Below are 16,026 nucleotides of genomic sequence, written 5' to 3'. Positions count from 1 at the left end.
CGATGAATGCTGCTGGTCCGATTCTCGACGTGGGCGGGTTGTCGGTCCGTTATGGCAAGGTAGAGGCGCTGCACGGCGCGGCGATCAAGGTACGGGCAGGGCAGATCGTCTCGGTGATCGGCCCAAACGGCGCAGGCAAGTCCACGCTGTTGAACGCGATCATGGGCGCGTTGCCGACCACGGGCCATGCGAAGGGCACCGTTCTGTATCAGGGCGAAGATGTCAGCGCTGTGCCGGTCGAAAAGCGTGTCGCGCGCGGCATGTGTCTCGTGCCGGAGAAGCGGGAGCTGTTTGCGTCGATGACGGTCGAGGACAACCTCGTCCTCGGCGCGTATCGGCGCAAGCGGGCAGGGGAGCGGAACTTTCTCGACCAGCTCGAGCCGGTCTTTACGCTGTTTCCGCGACTCAAGGAGCGTCGCAAGCAGGCTGCCGGAACGTTATCCGGTGGTGAGCGCCAGATGCTCGCGGTGGGCCGGGCATTGATGGGCAAGCCGGATTTGCTGATGCTGGATGAGCCGAGTCTCGGTCTTGCGCCGTTGATCGTGAAAGAGATCTTCCACATCATTAGCGCGCTGCGGCAGACCGGCGTGGCCACGTTGCTGATCGAGCAGAACGCGCGGGCCGCGCTCCAGATTTCGGATTACGGCTATGTGTTGGAAACCGGCGAACTAGCGCTGGAAGGGCCGGCGGCAGATTTGGCGCAGAATCCACGCGTGATCGAGACGTATCTCGGGCTGGCCAAAAAAGTGGCATAACGTTCGCGCGTGTCCCTAACTTCCGTTGTTCAAGGCGGTGTGTTTCACGTGAAACACACCGTTTTTTATGGATGGCCATTCGGACGAAATTCGGGCCTAAACCGAACCCGTTATAATTCGCCCATCATTTCCTTTGAAAGGCTCACGCGATGATCTGGCGTGAGATCCGCGATGCTCTTTCCCACAGAATTTGACGTAATCGTCGTCGGCGGCGGTCATGCCGGCACGGAAGCCGCATTGGCTTCAGCTCGCATGGGCAATACGACGCTCCTGCTGACCCATAACATCGAAACCCTCGGCCAGATGAGCTGCAATCCGTCCATTGGCGGCATTGGCAAGGGCCATCTGGTCAAGGAAGTCGACGCGCTCGGCGGCGCAATGGCGGCCGCGACGGACGAGGGCGGTATCCAGTTCCGCATCCTGAATTCGTCGAAGGGCCCGGCTGTACGTGCGACGCGCGCTCAGGCTGACCGTCTGCTGTACAAACAGGCTATCCGGCACCGGCTGGAAAATCAGCCGAACCTGTGGCTGTTCCAGCAGGCGGTTGACGATCTGATGGTGGAAGGCGACCGCGTCGTCGGCGCTGTGACGCAGGTGGGGATTCGTTTCCGCGGGCGGGCGGTAGTTTTGACGGCGGGGACGTTCCTCGACGGCAAGATTCACGTGGGGTTGAACAACTACACCGGCGGCCGCGCCGGCGATCCGGCGGCGGTGTCGTTGTCGGCGCGCCTGAAGGAATTGAAGTTGCCGCAAGGTCGTCTCAAGACGGGGACGCCGCCGCGTATTGACGGCCGCACGATCGATTTTTCGCAACTCGAAGAGCAGCCGGGTGATCTGGATCCAGTGCCGGTGTTCTCGTTTCTCGGGCGCGTCGAGCAGCATCCGCGGCAGGTGCCGTGTTGGGTCACACACACGAACGAGCGGACGCACGACATCATCCGCGGCGGACTCGACCGCTCGCCCATGTACACGGGGGTGATCGAAGGGGTGGGGCCGCGCTATTGCCCATCGATCGAGGACAAGATTCACCGGTTCGCTTCAAAGGAGTCGCATCAGATCTTCCTCGAGCCGGAAGGGCTGACCACGAACGAGTTCTATCCCAACGGAATCTCCACGAGCTTACCGTTCGACGTTCAACTGGAACTGGTGCGCTCGATGCGCGGTTTGGAGCACGCGCACATCCTGCGACCGGGCTACGCGATCGAATACGACTACTTCGATCCGCGTGGATTAAAGGCTTCGCTCGAAACCAAGGTTATCAACGGGCTGTTCTTTGCCGGCCAGATCAACGGCACGACCGGCTACGAAGAAGCGGCCGCGCAGGGTTTGTTGGCCGGGATCAATGCGGGTCTGTACGTGCAGGGCAAGGAAGCATGGTGCCCTCGCCGCGATCAGGCCTACCTTGGCGTGTTGGTCGATGATCTGGTGACGCGCGGCGTGTCCGAGCCTTATCGGATGTTCACGAGCCGTGCCGAATATCGTCTGAGTCTGCGCGAAGACAATGCGGATATGCGTCTCACCGAGATCGGCCGCGAGTTGGGCGTGGTCGACGACGTTCGCTGGGATGCTTTCAGCCGCAAGCGCGACGCTGTTTCACGTGAAACAGAGCGTCTTCGCACGACATGGGTCAATCCTAAGACGTTATCCACCGACGAGGCTACAGCGCTGCTCGGCAAGCCAATCGATCACGAGTACAGTCTCGCGGATCTGCTGCGCCGCCCCGGTGTGTCGTACGACGGCGTTTGCGCATTGCGGGCCGGCGCGTGCGCCGCGCCTGAAACCTTGGCGGAAGACGACGTGCTGCTCGGGCAGATCAAGGAACAGATCGAGATCGGCATCAAATATCAGGGCTACATCGACCGCCAGGCGGGTGAAATCGAGCGAAATGAGGCGCACGAAAGTACGCGTCTGCCCGAAGGGCTGGACTACGCGGAAGTCAGAGGGCTCTCGTTCGAAGCGCGGCAGAAGCTGACGCAGTTCCGTCCCGAAACTATCGGCCAGGCGTCGCGTATTTCGGGCATCACGCCAGCGGCCATTTCTTTGCTGATGGTCCATCTGAAGCGCGGCTTGGGTCGTCGCTCGACGAAGCCCGCCGAGCCGGGCACCGACAGCGCGCCGGTGACGCAATGACGGGAAGCCAGAAGGGAAGCGGTAGGGAGGCGTTGGGGCCACTGCTGGCGGACGGTGTCCGCGAACTCGGCCTCGACCTGAGCGACGCGCAACTCGGCAAGCTGCTCGACTACGTTGCGTTGCTGTCGAAGTGGAATGCCGTCTACAACCTGACGGCGATTCGCGATCCACGGCAGATGCTGATCCAACACATTCTGGATTCGCTTGCGATCGTGCCGCACCTTGCGCCGCTTGGGCCGTCCTCGGTGCTCGACGTCGGTTCCGGCGGTGGTCTGCCGGGCATCGTGCTGGCTATAGTTTTGCCCGACTGGACCGTTACCGTGAACGACATCGTTCATAAAAAGACGGCCTTCCAGGCTCAGGCAAAGGCCGAGCTAGGACTTGCAAATCTCTCGGTGGTGACCGGCCGGGTCGAGAGCTTGCAGCCGGGCGCCGAAGTACCGGCAAAGTTCGACGTAATTGTCTCGCGCGCATTCGCAGAACTCGCGGATTTCGTTACACTGGCCCGTCATCTGGTTGCGGAGCAGGGTGCGATCTGGGCCATGAAAGGCGTACGGCCGGACGGCGAGATCGAACGTTTGCCGGCCGGCGCCCACGTGGAACAGGTCATCCGACTGAACGTGCCGTCGCTCGACGCCGAGCGGCACCTGATCAAGGTTGTGGTGGACGCCGGCAGCTAGCGCCTGGCTCAGATTGCTCACCCAGCCACACCCGGCATCACACACGATTTTTATTTCATCCAGGCAGCAAAAGGGACACACCAACGATGGCAAAAATCTTCTGCGTTGCGAACCAGAAGGGCGGCGTCGGCAAGACGACGACCGCAGTCAATCTGGCCGCGAGCCTGGCAGCGCAGGGACAGCGAGTCCTTCTCATTGATCTGGACCCGCAGGGCAACGCCACGATGGGCAGTGGCATCGATAAGGCCGCGTGCGCCAATACCGTCTACGAAGTGCTGGTGGACGGCGTCGCGGTGGCCGATGCACGAGTGCGTCCAGAAGCCGTCGGTTATGACGTGCTGCCGGCGAACCGCGAACTCGCGGGTGCCGAGGTCGAACTGGTGAGCGTGCAGAATCGCGAGCGTCAATTGAAGGTCGCGCTCGCGGCAGTCGAAAACGAATACGATTTTGTGCTGATCGACTGTCCGCCGGCTTTGTCGCTGCTGACGCTCAATGGCCTGTGCGCTGCACACGGTGTCGTGATTCCGATGCAATGCGAGTACTTTGCGCTCGAAGGCTTGTCGGACCTGGTCAATACGATCAAACAGGTGCATGCCAACCTGAACCGGGATCTGAAAGTGATCGGCCTGCTGCGTGTGATGTTCGATCCGCGCATCACGTTGCAACAGCAAGTGTCGGATCAGCTGAAAGAGCATTTTGGCGACAAGGTGTTCGACGTTGTGATCCCGCGCAACGTGCGTCTTGCCGAGGCGCCCAGCTATGGTTTGCCGGGCGTGGTATTCGACAGGGCATCGCGCGGCGCGCAGGCATACGTGCAGTTCGGCGCGGAAATGATTGAGCGGGTGCGCGCATTGAATGATGCGCCCCAGGCATCCTAAGCGGATCGAGGAAGCACGATGAACGCAGTAGCGAGAAAGAAGGGGTTGGGGCGCGGCCTGGAAGCATTGCTGGGCGGCAGTGCCGACATCACCGAGGCGGTGGCGATCGAGGGTGCGCCGAATGTGCTGCCGCTCAGCAAGTTGCAGGCGGGCAAATACCAGCCGCGTACGCGTATGGACGAGGGCGCGTTGCAGGAACTGGCGGCAAGCATTCGTGCGCAGGGATTGATGCAGCCGATTCTCGTGCGTCCCGTGTCCGCGGACAGGTACGAGATCATTGCCGGCGAGCGGCGTTTTCGCGCGGCACGTCTTGCCGGCCTCGACGAAGTACCGGTGCTGGTGAAGAACGTGCCGGACCAGGCCGCCGCCGCGATGGCGCTGATCGAGAACATTCAGCGCGAAGATCTGAATCCGCTGGAAGAAGCGCAAGGCATCCAGCGCTTGCTCGACGAGTTCAATTTCACGCACGAGCAGGCGGCGGAATCGGTCGGCCGTTCGCGCAGCGCGGTATCGAATCTGTTGCGCCTGCTCAATCTGGCGTCGCCCGTACAGACCATGCTGCTGGCCGGCGATCTCGACATGGGGCATGCGCGCGCGCTGCTGGCAGTCGACGCCGCGACGCAGATCACGCTGGCCAACCAGGTCGTCAACAAACGCATGTCGGTACGCGAAACCGAAAAACTGGTGACGACGACAACCAGGACCGTGCCAGCGGTGAAGGCGCGTGCGAATCCGGACGGTGGCCGCGATACGCGACGGCTCGAAGAAGAGTTGTCGGATTTGTTGGCGGCAACCGTCAAGATCAAACTCGGCCGACGCGGGCGCGGGCAGGTGCTGGTCGACTTCGGCGATCTGGACGCACTGGAAGGCATTTTGGTGCGGTTGCGCGGCAACGCCACTGCCTGACTGGCGCGTTGAATGCGAGCGGCGTGCAAGGCTTGCGATGAGGCTTTATGCGGGTCGCAAGTTGTCTGGCGCGCTGTGGGTCTATTGGGCGGTAGGTGTTGTGGCGTTGCTTTCGTAGTAGGAGCCTGCAAACGCATGTAGCGCAGGCGTTAGAGAATCCAGAAATTGACCAGTTATCGGCATTTGATGGATTCCTAAATAAATTTCGCCGCACATAGTCAGGATCGCTGATATATCCATTTTCCGACACCGAAGTCGCGATACGGATGCGTTTCCGTCTGAATCGCGTCAAGCTTGCGAGGCAGTCAGATCGCAGCGTCTGAGCGATAAGTTCACAAAGCAGGACGCGGCTTGACGCGCAATGTGAAGGCGAAGGTCGTCCCCCGCAAGCAAACTCGTTCGGCGCGACCGATGTCCTTTGCGGCTATCTCCCCTTGTCGACGTCATGCGCGAGATTGCCGGTCAGACTGTACCGATCGCCGCTTACCCGGCACCGGCGGTTATGTCCACTCGCGCAGGCAAAAATAGACGTTTGTTGCATTTTCGAGACGTCTGCTGCGGCGTTCAAACAGCCTGTCGACGAACGCGAACTCACGCGATTCAAATCGCATGTTTTGGCTTACCCCGACAGCCTTACATTTGACGTGTTTCGCCTCGCCAGACAGTTGCTCCCGCATCGTGAAGAGGCTTTTCACGCTGGTTATTGAACGGCCTAAAGTCTTGAATTGCCTGCAACTATCGCTTACAATCGCCCGGATTTAATTGCACGGGAACCCCGTAAGCGCAGCGTAAGCTCGCGGGCTGGAACAAGACTTTCGGAACACTGCGATGGCGGTCAAAACGTCGAATCAAGCGCCGAAGAATGGGCACGACGAACACCGCGCTGAACGCAAAGCTTCCGTTGCGTCCACCGGTCAGCAAGCGGCACCTGACGAAGCGTGGGATGTCGAGCAGCAAGATAACAATATCGTTCCGCTCACGCGGACTGAAGCTGAAAAGCTGTTTGGTCCTGATGTGAGTCGTCCATCGCGCGTTACGCCTTTCAAGGTCGTGGCGGCGCAAATGGCCTTGTCCCTGGGTGCTACGCTGGTGTGGTGGCTGTTTTACAAGCCGCCGGGCGCTGCTGCGCTGTCCGCGTTCCTGGGGGGAGCGATCTGCTGGGTGCCGGGCGCGTTGTTCGCGGCACGACTTAGAACGCTGAGCGGCGCTGAAACAGTCATGAGCTGGATGATCGGCGAAGCGCTCAAAATGGGGACAACGATCGCGATGTTTGTGGCCATCGCCTTCTGGTATCACGACGTACGCTGGGTTCCGCTACTCGTGACTTACCTCATCGCGCTCAAGACGTACTGGATTGCCTTGGCATGGCGCTAAGGTAGCAGCAACAAAAGTGGCAGCAAAAAAGTAGCAGCAAAGAATTCAGGCTGGCGCACAGCGCCGGCACAGGTGTGCGGATATGACACGGTCCGCACCCGGCGTGTTCCCGTAATACAGAATTGCAGCGGGAACGGCCTAAAGACGATTTTCGACAATTTGGGTGGCTTTAACGATATGGCAGCTAGCGAAGGCACGCGCGCAATGGATCCGTCCGAGTACATCGCGCACCACTTGCAGAACTTTTCCACCGCGCACCAGACGTCGATTTTCGACATTCACGTGTGGAATCTGGACACCCTTTTCTGGTCGATCGTTTGCGGTCTGGCCACGATCTTCATCCTGCATCTTGCTGCTCGCAAGGCAACGTCCGGTGTGCCGGGTCGTTTCCAATGCGCGATCGAAATGCTGGTCGAAATGGTCGAGGATCAATCGAAGTCGATGATTCACGGCTCGCGTACCTTTATCGCACCGCTGGCGCTGACCGTGTTCGTCTGGGTCGCGCTGATGAACTCGCTCGACTTTATCCCTGTCGACCTGCCGGGCCACGTGATTGGCTGGCTGGGTTTGTCCGAAGTCATCCCGCACCACCGCATCGTGCCGACCGCCGACCTGAACGGCACGCTCGGCATCGCCCTCGGTGTGTTCGCGCTGATGATTTACTACAACTTCAAGATCAAGGGCGCCGGCGGCTTCGTGCATGAACTGCTGTCTGCTCCGTTCGGCGCGCATCCGCTCCTGTGGATCCCGAACCTTGCACTGAACATCATCGAGTTCGTTGCGAAGACGGTCTCGCTCGGCATGCGGCTGTTCGGCAACATGTACGCGGGCGAACTGTTGTTCCTGCTGATTGCCCTGCTCGGCAGCATCTGGAGCTTCGGCGCGGACACGACGGTGCTTGGCTTCATCGGCCACGTGATCGCCGGCAGCGTGTGGGCAATCTTCCACATCCTGATCGTTCTGCTGCAGGCGTTCATTTTCATGATGCTGACGCTGGTGTACATCGGCCAGGCACACGACACGCACTAAACTGCGCCGTCGGCAAAAAGAATAGTAGTTTTTTAAATCCCAGTTCCAACCAGTTCTAAAAGACTTTTCACAAAGGAGTGATCATGCAAGCTTTCATCGCCAACATCCAGGGTCTGACCGCCATCGGTATCGGCATCATCATCGGCCTGGGTGCAATCGGCGCCTGTATCGGTATCGGCCTGATGGGCGGCAAGTACATCGAAGCATGTGCACGTCAGCCTGAACTGATGAACCCGCTGCAAACCAAGATGTTCCTGCTGGCTGGTCTGATCGATGCGGCGTTCCTGATTGGCGTTGGTGTGGCAATGCTGTTTGCGTTCGCGAACCCGCTGCTGTCGAAGCTGGCAGGCTGAGGTTCCTCGGAAGTTTGCGCCTGAGCTATAACTAGTGAGGGCGCAGGGCGGAACGGGCACTCGGGCGCTGATCGAATACAGAATCGATGAGCGCCTTGCCGTTTCACTTTCCGAACTAGCAACGTTTAAGGAAACACCGTGAATCTCAACGCAACCCTGTTTGCGCAAATGGTCGTGTTCCTGATCCTCGCGTGGTTCACGATGAAGTTCGTGTGGCCGCCGCTGATCAACGCCCTCGACGAGCGCTCGAAGAAGATTGCTGACGGTTTGTCGGCTGCTGAAAAGGGCAAGGCAGAACTCGAAGCCGCTCACAAGCGCGTCGACCAGGAACTCGCTCAGGCACGCAACGACGGTCAGCAACGTGTTGCTGACGCAGAAAAGCGCGCTGTGGCAGTCGCTGACGAAATCAAGGCTCAAGCACAGGCTGAAGCCGCTCGCATCATCGCGCAAGCGAAGGCAGACGCGGAACAGCAAGTCGTGAAAGCGCGCGAAACGCTGCGCGGCGAAGTCGCCGCACTCGCTGTGAAGGGCGCTGAACAGATCCTGAAGCGCGAAGTCGACCAGGCAGCTCACGCTGACCTGCTGAATCAACTGAAAGCCGAGCTCTGATCATGGCCGAACTTGCAACCATCGCCCGTCCGTACGCAGAAGCGCTGTTTGGCGTGGCCGAAGCTGGTGACATCGCCGCCTGGTCCACGCTCGTGCAGGAGCTGGCACAGGTTGCGCGTCTGCCCGAAGTGCTGTCGATCGCCTCGAGCCCGAAAGTAAGCCGCGCCCAGGTCAGCGAACTGCTGCTCACCGCGGTCAAGTCGCCGCTCAAGGACAACGCGCAAGCGAAGAATTTGGTGCAAATGCTGGTGGACAACCATCGCCTGCCCTTGCTGCCGGAAATCGCTGTGCAGTTCGAAGAGTTGAAGAACGCCCGCGAAGGGGCGGCCGATGTGCTGATCGTCAGCGCATTCCCGCTCGAAGGCGCGCAGTTGAACGACCTCGTCGCAAGTCTCGAACGCAAGTTCAAACGCAAGCTGAAGCCGACGGTCGAAGTCGACTCGTCGTTGATCGGCGGCGTGCGCGTGACGGTTGGCGACGAAGTGCTCGATACCTCGGTCCGCGCGCGGCTTGCCAGCATGCAGACGGCTCTGACGGCCTGAAGCGCCTAACGCGCTGAAGCGGCTGGCACGCAACAGAATTGACTATCAGGAGCGAATAATGCAACTCAATCCCTCTGAGATCAGCGAGCTGATCAAGAGCCGGATCCAGGGCCTTGAAGCGAGCGCAGACGTTCGCAACCAGGGCACCGTGATCTCCGTGACCGACGGTATCGTGCGTATTCACGGCCTGTCGGAAGTGATGCAGGGCGAAATGCTCGAATTCCCGGGCAACACCTTCGGTCTCGCACTGAACCTCGAGCGCGACTCGGTCGGCGCCGTGATTCTGGGTGAGTACGAACACATTTCGGAAGGCGACATCGTCAAGACGACGGGCCGCATTCTTGAAGTGCCGGTGGGTCCGGAATTGCTCGGCCGCGTGGTCGACGCACTCGGCAACCCGATCGACGGCAAGGGCCCGATCAACGCGAAGAAGACCGACGCAATCGAAAAGATTGCTCCGGGCGTGATCTGGCGTAAGTCGGTTTCGGAACCGGTCCAAACCGGTCTGAAGTCGATCGACGCGATGGTGCCGGTTGGCCGTGGCCAGCGTGAGCTGATCATTGGCGACCGCCAGTGCGGCAAGACCGCAGTCGCAGTCGACGCGATCATCAACCAGAAGGGCAAGAACCTCTTCTGTATCTACGTCGCGATCGGCCAGAAGGCTTCGTCGATCATGAACGTGGTGCGCAAGCTGGAAGAAACCGGCGCGTTGGAATACACGATCGTCGTGGCCGCGTCGGCTTCGGAATCGGCTGCCATGCAATACCTGGCCCCGTATGCTGGTTGCACGATGGGCGAGTACTTCCGCGACCGCGGTCAAGACGCGCTGATCGTTTATGACGACTTGACCAAGCAAGCTTGGGCATACCGTCAGATCTCGTTGCTGCTGCGCCGTCCGCCGGGCCGCGAAGCTTACCCGGGCGACGTGTTCTATCTGCACTCGCGTCTCCTGGAACGTGCTGCTCGCGTCTCGGAAGAGTACGTCGAGAAGTTCACGAACGGTGAAGTGAAGGGCAAGAGCGGTTCGCTGACGGCTCTGCCGGTCATTGAAACGCAAGCAGGCGACGTGACCGCATTCGTTCCGACGAACGTGATCTCGATTACCGACGGCCAGATCTTCCTGGAAACCGACCTCTTCAACGCAGGTATCCGGCCGGCAATTAACGCCGGCGTGTCGGTGTCGCGCGTCGGTGGTGCCGCTCAGACGAAGGTTGTGAAGAAGCTGTCAGGCGGTATCCGTACCGACCTCGCGCAATACCGTGAGCTGGCTGCGTTCGCGCAGTTCGCCTCGGACCTCGACGAAGCAACCCGCAAACAGCTGGAACGCGGCCGCCGCGTGACGGAACTGCTGAAGCAGCCGCAATATCAGCCGTTGCAAGTGTGGGAACTGGCTGTCGCGCTGTTCGCAGCGAACAACGGTTACCTCGATGATCTGGAAGTTGCGCAAGTGCTGCCGTTCGAAAAGGGCCTGCGCGATTACCTGAAGTCGAAGCACGCTGACCTGATCAAGCGCGTCGAAGACACCAAGGAACTCTCGAAGGACGACGAAGCCTTGCTGCATACGGCTCTCAAAGACTTCAAGAAGTCCGGCGCTTATTGATCCGCGAGTGACCCGCAAGGCATAAACGGACCTTGAAGCGGCGCGGGCCGCAGGCAACTGAACCCGCGCTGCTTCGATCGCTTTGCATGGGACCCGAGTCAGGGTGGAAGCGCTAACTCGGGCCGAAGCTTTGCATGGGGCCCGAGTAATCGCTAAAGCGCTAACTCGGGCCGACAAAGGAGCAAGCAATGGCTGGAATGAAGGAAATTCGCGGCAAGATCAAGAGCGTGCAAAACACGCGCAAGATCACGAAAGCGATGGAGATGGTGGCCGCATCGAAGATGCGCCGCGCTCAGGAGCGCATGCGCGCTGCTCGCCCGTATGCTGACAAGGTCCGCGATATCGCTGCACACATGAGCCGCGCGAACCCGGAGTATCGTCACCCGTTCATGGTGGCGAACGAAGGTGCGAAGACGGCCGGCATCATCCTCGTCACGACTGATAAAGGTCTGTGCGGCGGCATGAACACCAATGTGTTGCGTGCGTCGCTGCAGAAATTCAAGGAACTGGAAGGCCAGGGCAAGACGATCGAAGCAACCGCGATCGGCACCAAGGGCCTGGGTTTCCTGAGCCGTCTGCGCGCAAAGGTGGTGTCGAATGTCGTGCATCTGGGCGATACGCCGCATCTGGAAAAGCTGATCGGCGCGGTGAAGGTGCAGCTCGACCTGTACTCGGAAGGCAAGGTTTCGGCGGTGTACCTGGCGTACACGCGCTTCGTCAATACGATGAAGCAGGAGCCGGTGATCGAGCAACTGCTGCCGCTGTCGGCAGACCAGTTCGAGCGCAAGGAAGAAGACGGCGCGACGCCGAGCACGCAGTGGGACTATATCTACGAGCCGGATGCGCAGGCAGTGGTGGACGAACTGCTGGTGCGTTATGTCGAAGCGCTGGTCTATCAGGCCGTCGCGGAAAACATGGCGTCGGAGCAGTCGGCACGGATGGTCGCAATGAAGGCCGCTTCGGACAACGCGAAGACGGTCATCAACGAACTGCAGCTCGTGTACAACAAGAGCCGTCAGGCCGCGATCACGAAAGAACTGTCGGAAATCGTCGGTGGCGCGGCGGCAGTCTGACCTTAACGGTCAGCACGCCGCTTCGTGTGCGCCTTCGCGGCGCACCCATCGAAACTGCGCCTTTGCGCGAGTGAAGAATTGAGTATCTAAAGGAAAAGCGATGAGTACTACTGCTTTGGTAGAAGGCAAGATCGTACAGTGCATCGGCGCGGTGATCGACGTGGAATTCCCGCGTGACCACATGCCGAAGATTTACGACGCGCTCATTCTCGAAGGTTCGGAATTGACGCTCGAAGTCCAGCAGCAGCTGGGCGACGGCGTTGTCCGCACCATCTGTCTGGGTGCATCCGACGGTCTGCGCCGCGGTACGACGGTGAAGAACACCGGCAAGCCGATCAGCGTGCCGGTCGGCAAGCCGACCCTCGGCCGGATCATGGACGTGCTAGGTCGCCCGATCGACGAAGCCGGCCCGATCAACTCGGACGTGGTTCGCGGTATTCACCAGAAGGCTCCGGCGTTCGACGAACTGTCGCCATCGACGGAACTGCTCGAAACCGGCATCAAGGTTATCGACCTGATCTGCCCGTTCGCGAAGGGCGGTAAGGTTGGCCTGTTCGGTGGCGCCGGCGTGGGCAAGACCGTGAACATGATGGAACTGATCAACAACATCGCGAAGGAACACGGTGGTTACTCCGTGTTCGCCGGTGTTGGCGAGCGTACCCGTGAAGGGAACGACTTCTATCACGAAATGAAGGACTCGAACGTTCTCGACAAGGTCGCGCTGGTATACGGCCAGATGAACGAGCCGCCGGGCAACCGTCTGCGCGTCGCGCTGACCGGTCTGACGATGGCTGAGCACTTCCGTGACGAAGGTCTCGACGTGTTGTTCTTCGTGGACAACATCTACCGTTTCACGCTGGCAGGCACGGAAGTGTCGGCACTGCTCGGCCGTATGCCGTCGGCAGTGGGCTATCAGCCGACGCTGGCTGAAGAAATGGGTAAGCTGCAAGAGCGTATTACGTCGACCAAGACCGGTTCGATCACGTCGGTTCAGGCCGTGTACGTCCCTGCGGATGACTTGACCGACCCGTCGCCGGCTACGACTTTCGGCCACCTGGACGCGACCGTCGTGTTGTCGCGTGACATCGCTTCGCTGGGTATCTACCCGGCAGTCGACCCGCTCGATTCGACCTCGCGTCAGATCGATCCGAACGTGATCGGTGAAGAGCACTACGCGATCACGCGCGGCGTGCAGCAAACGCTGCAGCGCTACAAGGAACTGCGCGACATTATCGCGATTCTGGGCATGGACGAACTGGCGCCGGAAGACAAGCTCGCCGTGGCGCGCGCTCGTAAGATCCAGCGTTTCCTGTCGCAGCCGTTCCACGTCGCTGAAGTGTTCACGGGCTCGCCGGGCAAGTACGTGCCGCTGAAGGAAACGATTCGTGGCTTCAAGATGATTGTTGAAGGCGAGTGCGACCATCTGCCGGAACAGGCGTTCTACATGGTCGGCACGATCGACGAAGCCTTCGAAAAGGCCAAGAAGATCCAGTAAAGGTCGGGTGTAACGAGGCGGGCGCCGCTCGCGCCGAAATACTACCCGGGAAGGGGTGGTATTGGGCAAAACCGGCGCCTCTTACTACGCTCAATCCAGCCTTGCATGGGACAAGAGTCAGCGTCACAGCGCTAACTCTGCTCGCCACAGGAGTCGATATGGCAACCATTAAAGTAGACGTCGTCAGCGCGGAAGAGCAGATCTTCTCGGGCCAGGCGAAGTTCGTCGCGCTGCCGGGCGAAGCAGGTGAACTCGGCATTCTGCCGGGCCACACGCCGCTCATCACGCGGATTCGTCCGGGTGCGGTGCGCATCGAAGCTGAAAACGGTGAAGAAGAGTTTGTCTTCGTCGCCGGCGGCATCCTCGAAATCCAGCCGGGCGCCGTGACGGTACTCGCCGACACCGCGATCCGCGGTAAGGATCTCGACGAAGCCAAGGCTGAGGATGCACGCAAGCGTGCGGAAGAAGCGCTGCAGAACACGGGTTCGAACCTCGAATACGCAACCGCGCAAGCGGAACTGGCGTACGCGACGGCTCAGCTCGCTGCGATCCAGCGTCTGCGTAAGCTGCGCGGCCAGCACTAAGCAATACGTATCAGAGAGAAAGCAGCCTTTCCGGCTGCTTTTTTTTGACCTTTACTTGACGTTTACGGAAAGGTGAGCAGAATCGTGTTCTCAAGCCGATCGGCGCCACACCTCGACGTCTGGAAATGCGCTGCGGGTAAGACTTGATGCCTGGCCGACACATGCCGGTGGCACAATCGGTTTCAAATTCATTTCAATAAGAGCTTCCGCTCAGTTCACGGAGACAACACCATGGCAACGCACGTGTCAGGCGAAGGTGCACTCATCGAACCCAAAGACGGGCTGTCGTACGTCCGTGGGCCGACCGACATCCCGTTGAGCGAAGCGACGGTCGGTCAGTTTCTGCGCGATACGGCCGAGCGTTTTCCGGATCGTCCAGCGGTGGTGTTTCGCGAGCAACGCATTCGCTGGACATGGCAGGAGTTTGCGGAAGAAGTCGACGTGTTGGCGGCCGGCCTGCTCGCGCTCGGCATCGTGAAGGGTGACCGGGTCGGCATCTGGTCGCCGAATCGCGTGGAATGGTTGCTCACCCAGTTTGCGACCGCGCGCATCGGCGCTGTGCTGGTCAATATCAACCCGGCATATCGGCTTGCGGAACTCGAATACGCGCTGAACAAGGTCGGTTGCAAGGCAATCATCGCCGCCGAGCGTTTCAAGACGTCCATGTACCTTGAGATGTTGCAGGAACTTGCACCTGAACTGGCCGCGCAAGCGCCGGGTGAACTGCATGCGTCGAGGCTGCCCGAATTGCGCTATGTGATTCGCATGTGCGATACGGAAACGCCAGGCATGTTGAGCTTTTCCGACGTGATCGAGCAAGGTCGCGCGTCGCTGGACGTGCCGAAACTCGACGCCATCGGCGCCACGCTCTCGTGCCGCGATCCGATCAACATCCAGTTCACAAGCGGCACGACAGGCAACCCGAAGGGCGCGACGCTGACCCATCGCAACGTGGTCAACAACGCGCGCTACATCGCGATGGCGATGCGCCTAACCGAGCAGGACGGCTTGTGCATTCCCGTGCCGTTGTATCACTGCTTTGGAATGGTGTTATCGGTGCTAGCGTGCGTATCTGTCGGCGCCAATATGGTGTTTCCAGGTGAGGGATTCGACCCGGCCGCAACCTTGGCCGCAGTCGCGGAAGAGCAGTGCACCGCGCTGCACGGCGTGCCGACCATGTTCATTGCCGAACTCGATCACCCGGACTTCGCCACCTACGACTTATCGCGCTTGCGCACCGGCATCATGGCGGGCTCGCCATGTCCGATCGAGACCATGAAGAAGGTCGTCTCCAGGATGCATCTGGGCGAGATCACCATCGCCTACGGCATGACGGAAACCAGCCCGGTCTCGTTCCAGAGCTCGACTACCGATCCGCTCGACAAGCGCACAACCACGGTCGGGCGCATCCAGCCGCATCTGGAGGTGAAAATCGTCGATCCCCTTGGCAACATTGTGCCAGTGGGCGAAACCGGTGAACTGTGTACACGCGGCTATTCGGTGATGCAGGGCTATTGGGACGATGAGGCGAAGACACGCGAAAGCATTGTCGACGGTTGGATGCACACCGGCGATCTGGCGACGTTCGATGCCGAAGGCTATTGCAATATCGTCGGACGTCTGAAAGACATGCTGATTCGCGGCGGCGAGAACATCTATCCGCGCGAAATCGAGGAGTTTCTATTCCGTCACCCGAAAATCCAGAGCGTGCAGGTATTCGGCGTGCCCGACTCGAAATACGGTGAAGAGGTTTGCGCGTGGGTCGTATTGCGCTCGGGCGAGCAGGCGAGCGCTGAAGAGATCCAGCAGTTCTGCCAAGGCCAGATTGCGCACTACAAGGTGCCGAAGTACATCCGTTTTGTCGACGAACTGCCCATGACGGTGACCGGCAAGGTGCAGAAGTTCATTATGCGCGAGCGGATGATCAGCGAATTGAAGCTGCGGGAAGATAAGACGGCGTGATGATGTTCGATAGCAGGTCCACACGCGGGTTTATTGCGCGGCGGACCTGCCATTGA

The 16,026-nt window shown here is 60.0% G+C and carries 15 protein-coding genes; all 15 read left to right on the top strand.

Annotated elements, in window-relative coordinates; translation table 11 throughout:
* The first annotated feature begins 2 nt into the window (after window positions 1-2).
* On the top strand, window positions 3-755 hold the full coding sequence (locus PDMSB3_RS19910; protein WP_007180040.1) for an ABC transporter ATP-binding protein: 753 nt from the start codon (window positions 3-5) through the stop codon (window positions 753-755).
* A 171-nt stretch (window positions 756-926) separates the two neighbouring features.
* On the top strand, window positions 927-2,885 hold the full coding sequence (gene mnmG, locus PDMSB3_RS19905) for a tRNA uridine-5-carboxymethylaminomethyl(34) synthesis enzyme MnmG (RefSeq protein WP_007180039.1): 1,959 nt from the start codon (window positions 927-929) through the stop codon (window positions 2,883-2,885).
* Window positions 2,882-3,565, top strand: a complete 684-nt coding sequence (gene rsmG, locus PDMSB3_RS19900) for a 16S rRNA (guanine(527)-N(7))-methyltransferase RsmG (RefSeq protein ID WP_007180038.1) — start codon at window positions 2,882-2,884, stop codon at window positions 3,563-3,565. Before mnmG ends, rsmG begins: the two co-directional genes overlap by 4 nt.
* Window positions 3,566-3,651: 86 nt before the next feature.
* Window positions 3,652-4,443, top strand: coding sequence for a ParA family protein (locus PDMSB3_RS19895; RefSeq protein ID WP_007180037.1), 792 nt, complete (start codon window positions 3,652-3,654; stop codon window positions 4,441-4,443).
* Between the two features lie 18 nt (window positions 4,444-4,461).
* A complete protein-coding gene (locus tag PDMSB3_RS19890) occupies window positions 4,462-5,349 on the top strand; it encodes a ParB/RepB/Spo0J family partition protein (RefSeq protein ID WP_007180036.1) in 888 nt (295 codons plus the stop codon).
* Between the two features lie 828 nt (window positions 5,350-6,177).
* Window positions 6,178-6,723, top strand: a complete 546-nt coding sequence (locus PDMSB3_RS19885; protein ID WP_165187255.1) for an ATP synthase subunit I — start codon at window positions 6,178-6,180, stop codon at window positions 6,721-6,723.
* A gap of 177 nt (window positions 6,724-6,900) precedes the next feature.
* Entirely contained in the window at window positions 6,901-7,752 is an 852-nt protein-coding gene (atpB, locus tag PDMSB3_RS19880) for a F0F1 ATP synthase subunit A (protein WP_011490292.1), read from the top strand.
* A gap of 83 nt (window positions 7,753-7,835) precedes the next feature.
* Window positions 7,836-8,105 carry a F0F1 ATP synthase subunit C gene (gene atpE, locus PDMSB3_RS19875; RefSeq protein ID WP_007180033.1) on the top strand — a complete coding sequence of 90 codons (270 nt, stop codon included), beginning with the start codon at window positions 7,836-7,838 and terminating at the stop codon, window positions 8,103-8,105.
* 138 nt (window positions 8,106-8,243) lie between these two features.
* Window positions 8,244-8,714 (top strand): F0F1 ATP synthase subunit B, encoded by a 471-nt coding sequence (locus PDMSB3_RS19870; RefSeq protein WP_007180032.1) that lies wholly within the window; start codon window positions 8,244-8,246, stop codon window positions 8,712-8,714.
* A 2-nt stretch (window positions 8,715-8,716) separates the two neighbouring features.
* Window positions 8,717-9,256 (top strand): F0F1 ATP synthase subunit delta, encoded by a 540-nt coding sequence (locus PDMSB3_RS19865; protein WP_007180031.1) that lies wholly within the window; start codon window positions 8,717-8,719, stop codon window positions 9,254-9,256.
* A 58-nt stretch (window positions 9,257-9,314) separates the two neighbouring features.
* The gene (gene atpA, locus PDMSB3_RS19860; RefSeq protein WP_007180030.1) at window positions 9,315-10,856 is read left to right on the top strand and encodes a F0F1 ATP synthase subunit alpha; all 1,542 of its coding nucleotides are present in this window, start codon (window positions 9,315-9,317) and stop codon (window positions 10,854-10,856) included.
* A 188-nt stretch (window positions 10,857-11,044) separates the two neighbouring features.
* Window positions 11,045-11,929: a F0F1 ATP synthase subunit gamma gene (atpG, locus tag PDMSB3_RS19855; protein WP_007180029.1), complete on the top strand. Its 885-nt coding sequence runs from the start codon at window positions 11,045-11,047 to the stop codon at window positions 11,927-11,929.
* A gap of 100 nt (window positions 11,930-12,029) precedes the next feature.
* The gene (gene atpD, locus PDMSB3_RS19850; RefSeq protein WP_007180028.1) at window positions 12,030-13,424 is read left to right on the top strand and encodes a F0F1 ATP synthase subunit beta; all 1,395 of its coding nucleotides are present in this window, start codon (window positions 12,030-12,032) and stop codon (window positions 13,422-13,424) included.
* Between the two features lie 158 nt (window positions 13,425-13,582).
* Window positions 13,583-14,008, top strand: a complete 426-nt coding sequence (locus tag PDMSB3_RS19845; protein WP_007180027.1) for a F0F1 ATP synthase subunit epsilon — start codon at window positions 13,583-13,585, stop codon at window positions 14,006-14,008.
* A gap of 231 nt (window positions 14,009-14,239) precedes the next feature.
* Complete coding sequence (locus tag PDMSB3_RS19840; RefSeq protein WP_007180026.1) at window positions 14,240-15,970, top strand: AMP-binding protein; 1,731 nt, start codon at window positions 14,240-14,242, stop codon at window positions 15,968-15,970.
* Window positions 15,971-16,026: the final 56 nt, after the last annotated feature.

Source organism: Paraburkholderia dioscoreae (genome assembly GCF_902459535.1).
Lineage (GTDB): Bacteria > Pseudomonadota > Gammaproteobacteria > Burkholderiales > Burkholderiaceae > Paraburkholderia > Paraburkholderia dioscoreae.
This window is presented reverse-complemented; position numbering and strand designations above follow the sequence as displayed.

Bases quoted from the DNA above. Each gene is read 5' to 3' on its own strand.
- PDMSB3_RS19910 (WP_007180040.1), top strand. From the start codon at position 3: ATGAATGCTGCTGGTCCGATTCTCGACGTGGGCGGGTTGTCGGTCCGT.
- mnmG (WP_007180039.1), top strand. From the start codon at position 927: ATGCTCTTTCCCACAGAATTTGACGTAATCGTCGTCGGCGGCGGTCAT.
- rsmG (WP_007180038.1), top strand. From the start codon at position 2,882: ATGACGGGAAGCCAGAAGGGAAGCGGTAGGGAGGCGTTGGGGCCACTG.
- PDMSB3_RS19895 (WP_007180037.1), top strand. From the start codon at position 3,652: ATGGCAAAAATCTTCTGCGTTGCGAACCAGAAGGGCGGCGTCGGCAAG.
- PDMSB3_RS19890 (WP_007180036.1), top strand. From the start codon at position 4,462: ATGAACGCAGTAGCGAGAAAGAAGGGGTTGGGGCGCGGCCTGGAAGCA.
- PDMSB3_RS19885 (WP_165187255.1), top strand. From the start codon at position 6,178: ATGGCGGTCAAAACGTCGAATCAAGCGCCGAAGAATGGGCACGACGAA.
- atpB (WP_011490292.1), top strand. From the start codon at position 6,901: ATGGCAGCTAGCGAAGGCACGCGCGCAATGGATCCGTCCGAGTACATC.
- atpE (WP_007180033.1), top strand. From the start codon at position 7,836: ATGCAAGCTTTCATCGCCAACATCCAGGGTCTGACCGCCATCGGTATC.
- PDMSB3_RS19865 (WP_007180031.1), top strand. From the start codon at position 8,717: ATGGCCGAACTTGCAACCATCGCCCGTCCGTACGCAGAAGCGCTGTTT.
- atpA (WP_007180030.1), top strand. From the start codon at position 9,315: ATGCAACTCAATCCCTCTGAGATCAGCGAGCTGATCAAGAGCCGGATC.
- atpG (WP_007180029.1), top strand. From the start codon at position 11,045: ATGGCTGGAATGAAGGAAATTCGCGGCAAGATCAAGAGCGTGCAAAAC.
- atpD (WP_007180028.1), top strand. From the start codon at position 12,030: ATGAGTACTACTGCTTTGGTAGAAGGCAAGATCGTACAGTGCATCGGC.
- PDMSB3_RS19845 (WP_007180027.1), top strand. From the start codon at position 13,583: ATGGCAACCATTAAAGTAGACGTCGTCAGCGCGGAAGAGCAGATCTTC.
- PDMSB3_RS19840 (WP_007180026.1), top strand. From the start codon at position 14,240: ATGGCAACGCACGTGTCAGGCGAAGGTGCACTCATCGAACCCAAAGAC.